Origin of the sequence: Rhodococcus sp. PML026 (assembly GCF_000963615.1) — a bacterium.
Taxonomy (GTDB): domain Bacteria; phylum Actinomycetota; class Actinomycetes; order Mycobacteriales; family Mycobacteriaceae; genus Rhodococcoides; species Rhodococcoides fascians.
In genome coordinates, this window is the sequence record NZ_KQ031367.1 from 97,285 (window position 1) to 110,646 (window position 13,362).

The following is a 13,362-nucleotide window of genomic DNA, read 5'->3' on the forward strand; positions in this document are numbered from 1 at the left end:
TACGTCACCGTGAGTGCGCGGTACTGAATTCTGGCCTCGTGCGTGATAGACAAGTCCGGAGTTTACGGTCTCGGTGGTGTGAGAGGCCCGTTGGCAATAGCGAGACGCAGGGCAGTATGCGGCGATGAGTGAATGGTGGTGACTTGATGGCGACCGATGCCGACTCGGGTCTCCGTGACGAATCACGCAGGCGGGCGCTGTCTGTCACCGGTACGGCTGCTCTGGCGCTCGCTCTGGTGGTCGGGTGGGTCGTCGTGTATTTCATCGGCTTGGTGGGTGCGCTGTGGCGTTTTCGTGAGCCGCATGCGCCGGCACCGATCCTCACGATGCACGATCAGTGGACCGATCTCGCGGTCGGCGCCCTGCAGGTCGTTGTGGGGGCGATCGCGATCGGCGCGGTGTATCTCGCACGGCGACGGACTTTGCCGGCGGTGCTGCCTCTGCGGCATGGCTCCGCGCGCGAGGCTGCGTTGACGTGGTGTGCTGCGATCGGCGCGGCGTCGGCGATAGTGCTCGTATTGTCGCGACTGAATATCGTTCGGTTCGGGTTCTCTATCCCTGCCTCTGTCGAATCGGATTGGCTTGCAGCCGTTTCGGCGCTCGCTGTCGGTCTGAGGGAAGAGCCGATTCTGGTGGCTCTTCCGGTTCTGCTGTTGGTGGGCAGGATGCCGATCTGGGCGATCATGGGGTTGTCGGCAACGTTGCGGGGCTTCCTGTACCTGTATTTCGGCGGCGGCGGATTCCTGTGGGCAGCCATATGGGGCGCTGCGGCGGTGTGGGTGTATTACCGATATCGGCGATTGTGGGTGCTGATCCTCATTCATGGATTCGTGATGAACATCCAGGTCTTCGACCGGGTGATTCCGTCCGACAATTCGGCGACGGTGCTGCAGTGGATCAATATTCTGATCCTGTTCGCGGCCCTGCTGTGGTGGATCACGCCCCGCGCCCTCGATGCGTTTCTGCCGAACACGGTGGCTGTCCGTTCCAACGATCGGCCTGTCGAGACGGCGCCTGTGGTGACCGACGTCGTGCTGAATCCCGAGAACGTGAACCCCGACCGATCCAGAAACGAACCACCCGTCAAACCCTGACCATGCGCGCCTCGTGGCATTCCCACGTCGGGTCGAAGCGGGCTTCGCCGTCCAGCTCGAACCCGTTCTTGCGATAGAAGGCAATCGCGCGCTCGTTGGCCACGGCCACCCACAGATACGCAGCGGGAGTGTCCTCACCTAGTGCGTCGTTCATCAACGCCAGTGCAATGCCGGTGCCGTGGTGTTCGGGAAGAACGTTCAACGACCACAATTCCCTGTGTGCAGGCGGATTTTCGTCGCGCGGGGGTCCTCCGGTCGCGAAGCCGACAATGCGTGAGTCGCCAACGTCGACTGCACATCGGGTGCGAACTCCACGCGCCGACGACTCGTCGCGATGGGCGATGATCTGCTGCCACCGTTCGATGCGGTGCGCGGGCCTCATCGCATCCAACTTCGCACCGTTGATCATTCCCGCATACGTTGCCTTCCAGATCGCAACGTGTGCTGTACCGATCTGCTGCTCGTCGCCGGGCCGGATGTCACGAATCGAGTAGCTGCGCATGGTGCCGTTATACCGGCCCGAACTCGGTGACCGAATCGAATTTTCTTGTCGGACCCCTCTCGTACTATCGAATACATGTTCGATACCGGGGGGGTGGGGAGCGGTGGAGACGCCGTCGGTCGATGACTGTATTGCGGGGTTTCTCGATGTCATCGCGCTCAGCCGTGTCCAGGAGAATCTTGCCCGGGCGGGGACCGTCCTGGCGTACTGCGACGTGCTCGAAATGCGGTTGGAGGCTGCCGAATCCGACGGTGGGGACCCTGGCGAGACCGTTCGCGGCGCTTTGTGCGACTTGGCCGTGACGATGACCGGCACGTCGCGATGCGTCGGTGATGCACGATGTCGCCGAGCGTTTACATCGAATGCCGTTGACGGCCTTGCGTTTCGTGACCGGCAGCTTCGACTGGTCGACGGTAGTCACCATAACCTCGGTGTTGCATCGCGCCAGTGACGAGACCATCTCGACAGTCGAATACGAGGTCTGCGCCGCAGGGGGCCGAATGCGTCCGCAGGCCTTGCGGAACCGAATCTGGCGGTTGTGGATGAGGGCCGATCCGGACGGCGCTGCGCAGGCTCGCGAGACCGCGAAGTCGGAGGAAGTCGGAGTGCGGATCGACCGCACCGGTCCCGGCGGTATTTCGTCGCTCATCGCAAAAATCACGCATCTCGAGGCGGCCGAAGCGGATGCGCTCATCGTCGAGATTGTGGGGACTGTCTGCAAGGACGATCCGCGGTCGACGCGGATGCTGCGGGCGGCGGGACTGATGGCGTTGCTACACGGCGAACATTCGCTGGCCTGTCAGTGCGATCTGGGCGACGACTGCCCGGTTGCGGGTGGCACCGATGATCTCCCTCCTCGGCGCGGGCATCTCCTTCAGATCGTGGTGGCGGTGGAGACGCTGCTGGGACTGTCCTCGGATCCCGCGTCCTTGGCGGACGGGACGCCCATCGATCCGGAGGTGGCGCGCATCGTCGCCACCGACGCGAAATGGCAGGCCATGCTGACCGAGTTGGTCGACATGCTCAAACCCGAGGGAAACAGTTCCGACGACGGCGACGACGGCGACGACGGCGACGACGGTGACGACGGCGACGACGGTGAGGGCGACGAGGGCGAGGGCGACGACGAGGGCGACGACGGCCCTGAGGGCGGTAACCCGAAAGGTGGAGGACCGTCTGGCAGAGGGCCGGATGACGGTGACCCGAACGACGTGAATCCTGATGGCAATTCCGGCCCTGACGGCGATTCCGGTCCCGACGGCCATGGCGGTTCCGAGGGCGATGGCGGTTCCGACGGCGATGCCGGTCCTGACGACGATGCCGGTCCTGACGACGATGCGGGTCCAGGCACCGGCGACCAGGACGACCGTCGCAGAGAAGAACCGGACAGCGGTGGATACTCGCACCGCGGTAAGTACAGCGGTCGAGACCCGGGTAGCGGTCAGGACCCAGGCTTGCGGTTGTCGACCGGTTCGTTGCTACGTCGAGTGGTGGTCATCGGGCGCGTGCGCGCTGCCGGCGAGCTTCCGTCGATACGCGGGGCAGGTGACTGCGCGAATTCACCCGCAGCCCCTGTGCTGGGGGAGGAGTCTGTCCGCGATGGGCTGGTCGCGCGGTGGCTCGCATGGATTGCCGAGAAGCCCGAACGTGCTCGGGGCATCTTTCCCGACGGCCACGGCGGGGAGCGCAGTCCGTCTCAGGCTGCGGTGACCTATCGACCCAGTGCCCGCGTCGCTGCTGTCGTTCGGGCGGCGTATCGCACGTGCACGTTCCCCCGTTGCGACGTGCCGTCGGCGCGGTGCCAGATCGATCATCTGGTGCCGTTCGATCAGGACGATCCGCGGCGGGGAGGTTGGACCATCGTGACCAATCTTCAACCGGTGTGCGTGTTCCATCATCAGGCGAAGACCTCGAAAACGTGGTCGGCGGCGATGGTGGCCGGAGGGGTGATTCTGTGGTCGAACTCGCTCGGGCTGCGCTCGATCACGTTGCCGGACTTCTCGATCGGATCGCACGCGGGTCGCAGCCGACGTCGGAAGCGGTCTTCAGGGAAGGTGACGTCCCTGTCCGAACCGACCCGATGGGAACTCGACTACAGCGGATCCGCACCCCCGACGCTCGCGGACTTCCGTGCTGCCTCGACGGACATGGCGAGGAAGCGGCTCGCCGAGAAGAGGCGGGCCTATCTCGAACATTGCCGCGTTGTACACGCACGCATAAGACAGGACTGGAGTCGATACGATCCCGCGCCCTTCTGACGCCGGGACTGCCGGTGCCCGATAGGTGGTCAGGGCCACGCACCTGCTACCTTGAACGCCGTTCAAGTATCTGGGGCAGGTGACCGCCCCTTCCTCGAGGAGCCACCGTGTCAGGTATCGACAGCAGTACTCGCCCGCCGAGCCGTAAGGTCGGTCGAATGAACGTCTCCGCCCGCGACATGGCGCAGATCGCGGTGTTCGCGGCGCTCATCGCCGCGCTCGGACTGCCGGGATCGATCACGGTGGGCTTCTCCGGAGTCCCGATCACCCTGCAGACCCTCGGCATCATCCTGGCCGGCGCAGTTCTGGGACCACGCAAGGGCACGGCCGCAGTACTCGTGTTCCTCGCCCTGACAATGATCGGCCTGCCGCTGTTGGCGGGCGGACGCACCGGCCTCGCGGCGATGGCCGGCCCCACCGTCGGATACCTGATCGGCTGGATTCCCGCAGCGCTGATCATCGGTTGGCTCACCGCCCGCATCCTGCCGAAGTACTCGATCGTGCTCGGACTGCTGATCAACGCAGTCGGCGGGATCCTCGTCATCTACATCTTCGGCACCATCGGATTGCTGCTCCGCACCGACGTCGGGCTCTGGGCCGCGATCACCACCAACGGCCCGTTCCTGCCCGGCGACATAGCGAAGGTCGTCGTCGCCACGGTCGTGGCCAAGAGCGTGCACCGCGCCTACCCGGGACTGATCAAGGCGTGATTCCGATGCTGGGAGGTCGAGGCCAGGACACCGCCATCGTCTGGCGCGGTCGCAGTCTCACCTACGCCGAACTCGACGCCGCCGTCGAGCAGTGGCCTCACCTCCCGGCACACGCCCAATCACACGACGCATCAGCACTGGATCTGCCGGACGCATTGGTCTGCGTTCTCGCGGCGGCTCGGCAGGGGAGCGCCGTGCATGTCGAGGACCCGGCCGCCAGGCCCGAACGCAGCGGCGACCCCGATCCCGACGCCTTCCTGCTGGTTGCAACCTCCGGTTCCACCGGCAGGCCCAAGCCGCTCGCGCGGACCGCGGCGTCGTGGGTCGACAGCTTCGCCGAGTTCACCGACATCACCGGCATCCGTCCCACCGATTCGGTAGCGATCACCGGACCCCCGCACGCCACGATGCATCTGTTCGCGGCACTTCATGCGCTGTGGCTCGGTGCCTGTGTCACCGACGACCGTGCGCGGGCCACGGTGGTACATGCGGTCCCCGCTGTGTTGCGGGACGTCGCTCCGCGGATGCCGCACCTTCGGATTGCGGTCGTTGCTGGAACGATGCTGGACTCCGTTGCAGCTCAGTCTGTTCCGGACAGCGTGAGACTGGTCGAATATTATGGGGCCGCCGAGTTGTCCTTGATCGCAGCGAGGGTCGTGGGTGAGCAGCCGACGCTGGCGCTGCTTCGCGACGTCGAGGTGCGCACCGACGACGGTTACCTGTTCGTGCGGTCCCCCTACGCCGCCTCGAGTGCACGTGATTGGTTCGCCGTCGGCGACCTGGCCGACGTGCGTGGCCGGGAACTCGTCGTCCACGGGCGCGGAGATGCGGCGATCAACGTCGGCGGCACCACCGTGATCGCCGAGGACGTCGAGCGAATTCTGGTCTCGATCGACGGCGTCCTCGCCGCCGCGGCGATCGGCACTCCGCACTCCGTTCTCGGCGAAACAGTCTCTGCCGTGATCGAACTCGACGGTTCACGCGATCTGGACGTGGTGCGCGCCGATGCCCGAGCGATCATGACCAAAGAGGCACTACCGAGGCGGTGGACGGTGGTACAGCAGTTGCCCCGCACCGCCAGCGGAAAAATCGCACGCGGGGCACTGCTAGCTAGAGGGGCACTGGCATGACGCCCACACCCGTTGTTGTCGCGGGTAAACGCACCGCGATCGGTATCGCAGGGCATGGGTTCGCCGATGTCACGGCACCGAACTTGGCCGTAGCGGTTCTTAAAGCTGTTGCCGCAGATATCGATCCGCTCGGTGTTCCGATCGACGACGTGATTCTCGGCAACTGCCTCGGCCCGGGCGGTGACGTCGCCCGAGTGGCGGCGTTGGGTGCCGGGCTCGGGTTCGCTGTCCCCGGGGTCACCGTCGATCGCCAGTGTGGATCCGGGTTGGACGCGTTGGCCCAGGCCGCGTCGCGCATCCGGAGCGGCGAGGAGACAATGATTCTGGCCGGGGGAGTCGAATCTGCGAGTACCAGCCCGTGGCGGTTCTGGCCGCCCGTCGGCGACGCGGAGCCGGTCCGCTACACTCGAGCGCCGTTCGCGCCCGACGGGTTCGACGACCCGGACATGGGTGTAGCGGCGGATGATCTCGCGCGGCGTCGTGGGATCGGTCGCGAACGCCAGGATGCCTATGCCGCACGGTCTTTCGCCCGAGCGGCAGCGTACGACTTCTCCGCGGAAATCGTGGCTGTGAACGACATGGCTACCGACGAGCGCATTCGGCCCAACATGACGGCGCAGCGCCTGAGCAGGCTGCGCCCCACGTTCAGCACGGACGGGACCGTGACCGCCGGTAATTCGTGTGGAATCTCCGACGGCGCAGCCGTTCTGGCGGTCACCAGCCTCGAGCGAGCCGCAGGCATGCCGGCGCTGCGCATTGTCGGCAGCGCTGTTGCCGGGTCCGATCCTGCCCTTCCCGGGCTCGGACCGGTACCCGCGATCGACAAACTGCTCGCCCGCACCGGGGTGGCGCTGAGCGACATCGAAACAGTCGAGATCACCGAGGCCTTCGCGTCGGTCGTGCTTGCCGTCGCGGACGAGCTCGGCATCGACGAGGACCGCATCTGCCCGGACGGTGGTGCCATCGCAATGGGGCATCCGTGGGGAGCGTCGGGCGCAATATTGTTGGTGCGGTTGCTCTCTCGTATGCTGCAGCCCGGAGGCCCTGCGCTGGGGCTGGCGGCCTGCGCTATCGGCGGCGGGCAGGGAATAGCAATGCTGGTGGAGAGAGTGTCATGAGTACGGTCGCCTTCGAGAACATCTCTCACGCCTTCGGCGAGCGGCAGGTGTTGCGCGGCATCGATCTCGAATTCGACGAACGCCGTATCGGCATCATCGGGTCCAATGGATCGGGAAAATCCACGCTGGCCCGCATGATCAACGGGTTGATCAAGCCCGATACCGGCCGGGTCACGGTCGACGGAATCGACGCGGCCAAGAAGGGCGCGCAGGTCCGCAAGAAGGTCGGCTTCGTCTTCACCGATCCCGACTCTCAGATCGTCATGCCCACCGTCGCTGAGGATCTCGCGTTCTCGCTACGGAGGTCCGGGCTCAGCAAGACCGAGGTGGCCGAGCGTGTCGACGAGATGCTCGTCCGGTTTCGACTCGATCGGCACCGCGACCACCCTGCTCACCTGCTGTCCGGTGGACAGAAGCAGTTGCTGGCCATCGGGGCCGTCCTCATCCGGCGGCCGGAGGTGATCGTCGCGGACGAGCCGACGACGTTGCTCGATCTGCGTAACGGCCGCGTCGTCGCAGACGCCTTGAATTCGATGGACCAGCAGGTCATCGTCGTGACTCATCAGCTGGCGTTGCTGGACGGCTTCGAGCGCGTCATCGTCATCGACGACGGCCGCATCGCGTTCGACGGCACCCCGGCCGCCGCAGTCCCGGCCTACCGCGAGTTGATCGGATGATCGGTCTCTACCGCCCCGGTGATTCGTTGCTGCATCGGATGAGTCCGGGATCGAAACTGCTGGCGCTGATCGTTGCCATCCTGGCGACGGTGATTTTCGCACGCACACCCCTCGAGGTCGGCGTGGTTGCCGTGGTGGTCGCAGTACTGTTCGCGGTCGCCCGCATCCCTGTGAAAGTCGCTCTGGCGCAACTACGTCCGGTGCTGTGGATGCTGCTGATCATAGGGGTGTTCCAGGTGATCATCACCACCTGGCAACGCGCAGTGGTGGTCTGCGGAGTGCTGATCGTCTCCGTCGCGTTGGCCGCATTGGTCACGCTGACCACCCGGGTCACCGACATGCTCGATACCGTCACCCGAGCCCTCGGTCCCGTCCGCCGCTTCGGCGTCGACCCGGATCGAATCGGTTTGCTTCTCGCCCTTGCCATTCGCTGCATACCGTTGTTGGCGTCGATCGTGCAGGAAGTGTCGCAGGCCCGAAAAGCCCGCGGCCTGCAGTGGTCGATGACGGCCCTGGCCACACCGGTGTTGGTGCGTGCGCTCCGTACCGCCGATGCGATGGGCGACGCTCTGGTGGCGCGCGGTGTTGACGACGACGGTGTGGACGACGACGGTGTGGATGACGACGGTGCAGATGACGAGTGATCCTCTCACCGCGCGGATAGCGCAGCACTGCGATCGGGCGGACATCGCGATCGTCGACGCGACCGGTCGGATCACGTACCGGGATCTGTGGCGTCGAATGGAACGTGCGGCCGCTTCGATGGCCGGGATGCATCGAATCGCGGTGTTGCCGACGTCGGACATCGACTCGCTGATCGTCGTCGCGGCCGCGATGCATGCCGGCGTGAGTGTCGTTCTGCTGCATCGGCATCTGCTACCCGGCGAATTCGTCGACGCGATGTCGGTCACTGCACCGTCGCTCATCGTGGCGCATCCGCGTCAGCACGCACGATTGCACAGGTGGGGTGCCGACGCGGTGCTGGCACCCGAGCAGCTCGCCGGCGACCGTGTTGCGCGCGTCGATCCGCCGGCACGCAGCGCCGAACTGCTCGTGGGCATCACCTCCGGAACCACCGGCCCACCGAAATTGTTCGTTCGTGATCAGGCGTCCTGGGCGGCCACGCTCGACCGTTCCGATTCTCTGTTCGATCTCGGTCCGGGCGACAGAGTGTCTGCATCGGGAACTCTCGATCACACGCACTTTCTCTACGGTGCGTTGCACGGGCTTACTCGCGGCGCAACGGTGGACCTGCGCACGGCGGCGGCCGCTCTCGAATATGCTCCGACACACCTGTATTCGGTACCGACGATCGCCTGGGACATCGCGCGGTCGAACGTGCAGTACCCCAGCGTCCGCGAGGTGCTGTCGTCTGCGGCGAGATGGCCGCAGTCGGGTCGGGCGGCACTTGCCACGGTGCTACCGAACGCGACCATGACGCACTTCTACGGCGCGTCGGAACTGAGCTTCGTCTCGTACGACCGTCGAACGTCCGAGGGCGCGGGGATCGAGGGGGCGGAGATCGAGGGGGCGCTGTTCGACGGCGTCGAGGTGGAGACCAGGGGAGAACTGCTGCACGTGCGCAGCGACATGCTGTTCGACGGCTATCTGAGTCGGGTGGGTGAGCACACCACCCTGACGGACGGACCGATCGACGGGTGGATGACGGTCGGTGATCGCGGCGGCGTCGACCAGGGCCGGCTGACCTTGCTCGGCCGCGGCAGCGAGACGATCGTTCGAGCCGGCCTGACGGTCGAGTTGCCCCCGATCGAGGCGGCGCTGTTGTCGGTCCCCGGTGTTCTCGATGCTGGAGTTCTGGGCTTGCCCGATGATCGAGCGGGGGAGATACCGGTCGCCGGAGTGGTTGTAGCACAGGATGTTTCACCGACGGTGGCGCAGATACGGCGGCACCTGTGTTCGTTGCTACCCGACCCGAGTCTGCCCGTCGTCATCGCGATCGTCGACGGTTTGCCGCGTACCCCGCGCGGCAAGCTCGATCGTCAGGCCTTGGGTGCGACCTTGGCGACGGTCCGGACCGTCGGTTCGCCCGAGGCTCCGGTGACGACGAACCAGACGGTCAGCGCTCCGCCGTCGTAGCGGTGACGCAGCGTCACGCGTTCGTTCGCCAGTACCGGCGTGAGGTATTCGATGACGGCGCGGTGGGGCGCTGCGGCCAGGTGCGGCAAGTCCACCAGCAGTTCTTCGACCGCGTGCCAGTACGCCGCGTTGTTGAGGTGATTGAAGGGGTCGATATCGGTTGCGCGCAGGGGGAATTCGGTGTCGCTCTGGGATTGCGACGGTACCGGTTCGGTCAGCCACGCCTTCCAGCGCAAGCGGTGCTGATCGGTGGTCTTGGCCAGCATCTCCAGTGCCCCGTCGCTGATGCGCGTCGGCATGCCGGTGTCCTTGCTGATGTTGATCCAGAAGCCCTCGGTCTCGATGCGACCGCCCTTGGGGGTCGTCACCGCCACCCGCATGTTGGACCAGCGCGTCGACATCGAGGAACACCAGCGCCGCAGGTGCACGCGGTCGGGAAAGTGGATGGGCTCGAAGACGTCGATGACGGTGCGTCGCACGATCCACATCGGGTCGGTCTTACCCAGAGGGGTGGCGTCGAGATTGTCGGTGCCGATGTCCTGGAGGTAGCGCGCGACACCGTCGAACCGCAGTCGGTTGTTGGGGTCGATGTCGCCGGTACGTACTGGCCAGCTCGTCTCGAAGCCTTCACCGGGCGGCGGCTCGGGTGCCAGTTCGTCGTCGAAGCCGGCTGGTTCCACGCGTGCATTGGTCACGTCCGCACTGTACGCGGGTGGACCCACGTGATACCCGTCAGAGGATGTGGCGAGCTCGCATCCCGTCGAACACCGGTGCCACCCGCACCACGTCACCGGTGGTGGGCGCATGCACCATCTGCCCGTTGCCCATGTAGATCGCCACATGTCCCGGGCCCGCCGCGCCCCAGTTGCCGAACAGTAGATCGCCCGGCTGGGCGAGGGCCATCGGCACCTCGGTGCCCACGTTCCACTGCGTCTCCGACGTACGCGGCAGGGTGACCTTTCCGCCCGAGGCCTTGAACAGTGCGTAGGACGTCAGGCCCGAGCAGTCGAATCCGCCGCCGGACGGTCCGTTGATGTTTCCGCCGCCCCACACGTACGGCAGGCCCAGGTAATCCATCGCCAATTGCACTGCCCGCCCGCCCATTCCGGTGAGATCGAGCCCGGCGAACGGAGTGAGGATGGCAGCGAACTGGGCCTCGGTGGCCCGGATGCGCGCTACGTAGGGCTTGGTCTGAGTCTCGTAATCGACTGACCCCGAAGGCATTCCGCCCGAGCGCAACACTGCACCCGCTCCGGCGTTGTATCCGGCGAGGGTCAGGTCCGTCGTGTCGCCCGAGACCTTGCCGTCGCGCTTCCAGCCGTCGACCTGTCCGTAGATGTCGCACAGCATCGTTCCCGACGCCATGACCGAGTCGCCGATGCTGTTGACGTCGACCACGCCGTTGCCGTCGTAGTCCTTGCCGTAGGTTGCCCACGTTCCCGGCATGAACTGGCCGGGTCCCTGTGCGCCGGTGCTCGATACCGGAGCTGTTGGACCGTATCGAAATCCGTTCTCGGCGGCATAGAGTGCGGCAATCGTTGTGGCCTTGACGCCGCCGCAGATGTTGCCTGCCTTCTGCAACCACGGAACGAACGCGGTGATCGCTCCCACCGCGCCCAAACCGATCGGACCGACATTGATGCCGGTGAACGTGACGGGTAGACCGGGAAAGAGTGCTCGCCGAATGGCTTCGGCCGACGCCATGAACGCCGTCTGGGTCGCGATGTCGGCGGCGGTGTACGTGCGGCCGGCGAATTGCAGAGCGCCGGTGGCGAGCCCGGCGACGGCGCTGGATGCCGCATTCGACGAAAAAACACTGAAGGGTAGCGGGGCGCTCGGCGTGATCGCCGCCGGTGTGAGACCCGCAGCCATTCCCACTGCGGGCGAGGCTGCTGTGGGCGTCACTGCTGTGGGCGCTTCCGGCGTCTCGATCTCGGCAACCGTGGGCATGTCCGGAAGCATCGGTTCGACGGCGGTGTGCAGTCCCTCGGCGGCGTCGTTCAGGGTTCGGTCTGCGACGTCGGCGGCGGGTTCGGGCATGGTGCCCATCAGGTCTGCCCATTGATCGGACATCGTTTTGCCCTGGTCCTCGGCAGCGGCAGCGACCGCGGCTGCCTGATCCTTCACCGCCTGATTCTGCAGTGGAGCTGGGGCGTCCGTTCCGGCGACTGCGCCTGCGGCAGACACGATGACGGCAACGATGACTGCGAAGGGATCGCCTGCCATGCTTCGACTCCTGTTACTCGATCGTTCTTCCCCGAGCCAGGAGCTGTGATCAGACTCACCCGGGTGCTGCAACCATCATGCACGGTGCAGCCGATCGACTCATGAGTTTTGCGAAACTGTCAGAGCAACGAGGCCCAGTAGTCCGAGAACCGGATTCCGATGAGCGCGACGACGATTGCGTACCACACGGCGAGCAGCGTCCACCGCCATTCGAGGAAAAGACGGCCGACTGTGCCCGGGCGTTCGTCCGGATTACTGGAGCCGGTACTGATCAGCCGGCTCAGCGCCAGTACGAACAGTGGCATCGTCACCGCCCACACCACCATGCAGTACGGGCACAGGGCACCGATCTCGTAGAGACTCTCGAAGATCAGCCAGTGCACGAATACCTCGCCGAGCAGCAGACCGGCACTGAGTCCGAGCCAGAACCAGTGCGGGAGTTCGACGCGGCCGAGCCACAGCACACCGGCGACGAGGGCGACGGAGAACGCCACGATTCCGAGGATCGGATTGGGGAATCCGAACAGCGCGGCTTGCTTCGTGACCATCACCGACCCGCACGAGAGGACCGGATTCAGGCTGCACGACGGAACATAGGACGCGTCTTCGAGGAGCTTGAATCGTTCGATCGTCAGGGTCAGTGCGGCGAGGAGCCCCAGTGCGCTGAAGAGTGTGAAGACTGCAGCGCCGGCGCGAGTTCTCATGGTCGGTTACCGGTTGCTGCTCAGTTTCCGGCTGCCGCGGCGGCAGCGAGGATGTTCTCGGGTGTCGGGGTGGCGACGTCGGTGCCGTTGACGCGGACGCTCGGCGTTCCGTTGATGCCCTCGCCGATGACGGTCTGAGTCTGGGTGGTGACCCAGTCCGTGTAACTGCCGTCGGTGATGCACGACGCGGTGGTGGGGGAGTCGGCACCGGCTGCGGCGGCGATCTCGACGAGCTTGTCGTCGGGCAGACCGTTGCCGTTCTCGGCGGGCTGCTCGGCGAACATCGAGTTGTGCCAGTTCATCCAACTGTCCCGATCGTTCTCGGCGACGCAGATCGACGCACTCGCAGCACGGGTGGAGTACATCGTGCCGTTCGAGAAGCGATCGAGAATGGAGATGGGACGGTAATCGACGGCGACGTTGCCTGCGTCGGCCAGCTGCTGCAGAGTCGATCCGCTGACCGACTCGAATGCCTTGCAGGCCGGGCACTGGAAGTCCTCGACGACGCTGACGACAGTGGTGGCATCGGGGTTGCCGAAACGAATGGCACCGTTCGCGGTGAGCGACGTGGGCGTCAGCTGCGGGCCCGATGTGGAACTCGCGTCGGGAGATGCCTCACCCGACGTCGAATCCTTGTTGACGATGAACAGAGCAATGGCTGCAACGAGTGCGATGAGAACTACCGCGACGACGATCTGGATCAACGTTCGACGATTCTTGTCGCCGTTCTGCATTGCCCGGATGTCCTTGGACGCTCTGCCGTCTCTCGATGCCTTGTTGCTGGTGTTCACGGCGACCAGTTTATGCAGGACAACCTGAGTGTCAGATGAGAGCAAGGTCGAACAA

At 65.3% G+C, this 13,362-nt stretch carries 13 protein-coding genes; 8 read left to right on the plus strand and 5 right to left on the minus strand.

Annotation, left to right across the window (positions count from 1 at the left end; genetic code table 11):
* Positions 1–146 precede the first annotated feature (146 nt).
* Positions 147–1,094: a CPBP family intramembrane glutamic endopeptidase gene (locus VF34_RS01940; RefSeq protein ID WP_052063172.1), complete on the plus strand. Its 948-nt coding sequence runs from the start codon at positions 147–149 to the stop codon at positions 1,092–1,094.
* Here the strand turns inward: VF34_RS01940 and VF34_RS01945 are convergent.
* Positions 1,084–1,596 carry a GNAT family N-acetyltransferase gene (locus tag VF34_RS01945; RefSeq protein WP_032375393.1) on the minus strand — a complete coding sequence of 171 codons (513 nt, stop codon included), beginning with the start codon at positions 1,594–1,596 and terminating at the stop codon, positions 1,084–1,086. The two genes, VF34_RS01940 and VF34_RS01945, sit on opposite strands and share 11 nt — an antisense overlap.
* A 332-nt stretch (positions 1,597–1,928) precedes the next feature.
* On the opposite strand from VF34_RS01945, the gene VF34_RS24185 reads away from it, so the two are divergent.
* The 7 genes from VF34_RS24185 (at position 1,929) to VF34_RS01980 (ending at position 9,586) form a co-directional block, all read left to right on the plus strand.
* Positions 1,929–3,854 carry an HNH endonuclease signature motif containing protein gene (locus tag VF34_RS24185; RefSeq protein WP_080733424.1) on the plus strand — a complete coding sequence of 642 codons (1,926 nt, stop codon included), beginning with the start codon at positions 1,929–1,931 and terminating at the stop codon, positions 3,852–3,854.
* 158 nt (positions 3,855–4,012) lie between these two features.
* Positions 4,013–4,564, plus strand: a complete 552-nt coding sequence (locus VF34_RS01955; protein ID WP_371828234.1) for a biotin transporter BioY — start codon at positions 4,013–4,015, stop codon at positions 4,562–4,564.
* A gap of 5 nt (positions 4,565–4,569) precedes the next feature.
* Positions 4,570–5,694: an AMP-binding protein gene (locus VF34_RS01960; RefSeq protein WP_032375517.1), complete on the plus strand. Its 1,125-nt coding sequence runs from the start codon at positions 4,570–4,572 to the stop codon at positions 5,692–5,694.
* A complete protein-coding gene (locus VF34_RS01965) occupies positions 5,691–6,812 on the plus strand; it encodes a thiolase family protein (protein ID WP_045840691.1) in 1,122 nt (373 codons plus the stop codon). Before VF34_RS01960 ends, VF34_RS01965 begins: the two co-directional genes overlap by 4 nt.
* Complete coding sequence (locus VF34_RS01970; protein ID WP_027498187.1) at positions 6,809–7,489, plus strand: energy-coupling factor ABC transporter ATP-binding protein; 681 nt, start codon at positions 6,809–6,811, stop codon at positions 7,487–7,489. The genes VF34_RS01965 and VF34_RS01970 overlap by 4 nt, the downstream gene beginning before the upstream one ends.
* Complete coding sequence (locus VF34_RS01975) at positions 7,486–8,133, plus strand: energy-coupling factor transporter transmembrane component T family protein (protein ID WP_045840692.1); 648 nt, start codon at positions 7,486–7,488, stop codon at positions 8,131–8,133. Before VF34_RS01970 ends, VF34_RS01975 begins: the two co-directional genes overlap by 4 nt.
* The gene (locus VF34_RS01980) at positions 8,024–9,586 is read left to right on the plus strand and encodes an AMP-binding protein (protein ID WP_231578164.1); all 1,563 of its coding nucleotides are present in this window, start codon (positions 8,024–8,026) and stop codon (positions 9,584–9,586) included. The genes VF34_RS01975 and VF34_RS01980 overlap by 110 nt, the downstream gene beginning before the upstream one ends.
* On the opposite strand, the gene VF34_RS01985 is transcribed toward VF34_RS01980, so the two are convergent.
* The 4 genes from VF34_RS01985 to VF34_RS02000 form a co-directional block, all read right to left on the minus strand.
* Positions 9,490–10,281 carry an acyl-[acyl-carrier-protein] thioesterase gene (locus VF34_RS01985; RefSeq protein ID WP_230073260.1) on the minus strand — a complete coding sequence of 264 codons (792 nt, stop codon included), beginning with the start codon at positions 10,279–10,281 and terminating at the stop codon, positions 9,490–9,492. The two genes, VF34_RS01980 and VF34_RS01985, sit on opposite strands and share 97 nt — an antisense overlap.
* A 37-nt stretch (positions 10,282–10,318) precedes the next feature.
* Entirely contained in the window at positions 10,319–11,812 is a 1,494-nt protein-coding gene (locus VF34_RS01990) for a C40 family peptidase (protein WP_045840694.1), read from the minus strand.
* Positions 11,813–11,931: 119 nt separating this feature from the next.
* Positions 11,932–12,516: a vitamin K epoxide reductase family protein gene (locus VF34_RS01995; protein ID WP_045840695.1), complete on the minus strand. Its 585-nt coding sequence runs from the start codon at positions 12,514–12,516 to the stop codon at positions 11,932–11,934.
* 20 nt (positions 12,517–12,536) lie between these two features.
* Positions 12,537–13,307 (minus strand): DsbA family protein, encoded by a 771-nt coding sequence (locus VF34_RS02000; protein ID WP_032390677.1) that lies wholly within the window; start codon positions 13,305–13,307, stop codon positions 12,537–12,539.
* Positions 13,308–13,362 lie beyond the last annotated feature (55 nt).

Bases quoted from the DNA above. Each gene is read 5' to 3' on its own strand.
- VF34_RS24185 (WP_080733424.1), top strand. From the start codon at position 1,929: ATGCACGATGTCGCCGAGCGTTTACATCGAATGCCGTTGACGGCCTTG.
- VF34_RS01965 (WP_045840691.1), top strand. From the start codon at position 5,691: ATGACGCCCACACCCGTTGTTGTCGCGGGTAAACGCACCGCGATCGGT.
- VF34_RS01955 (WP_371828234.1), top strand. From the start codon at position 4,013: ATGAACGTCTCCGCCCGCGACATGGCGCAGATCGCGGTGTTCGCGGCG.
- VF34_RS01940 (WP_052063172.1), top strand. From the start codon at position 147: ATGGCGACCGATGCCGACTCGGGTCTCCGTGACGAATCACGCAGGCGG.
- VF34_RS01945 (WP_032375393.1), bottom strand. From the start codon at position 1,596: ATGCGCAGCTACTCGATTCGTGACATCCGGCCCGGCGACGAGCAGCAG.
- VF34_RS01960 (WP_032375517.1), top strand. From the start codon at position 4,570: ATGCTGGGAGGTCGAGGCCAGGACACCGCCATCGTCTGGCGCGGTCGC.
- VF34_RS01970 (WP_027498187.1), top strand. From the start codon at position 6,809: ATGAGTACGGTCGCCTTCGAGAACATCTCTCACGCCTTCGGCGAGCGG.
- VF34_RS01995 (WP_045840695.1), bottom strand. From the start codon at position 12,516: ATGAGAACTCGCGCCGGCGCTGCAGTCTTCACACTCTTCAGCGCACTG.
- VF34_RS01990 (WP_045840694.1), bottom strand. From the start codon at position 11,812: ATGGCAGGCGATCCCTTCGCAGTCATCGTTGCCGTCATCGTGTCTGCC.
- VF34_RS01975 (WP_045840692.1), top strand. From the start codon at position 7,486: ATGATCGGTCTCTACCGCCCCGGTGATTCGTTGCTGCATCGGATGAGT.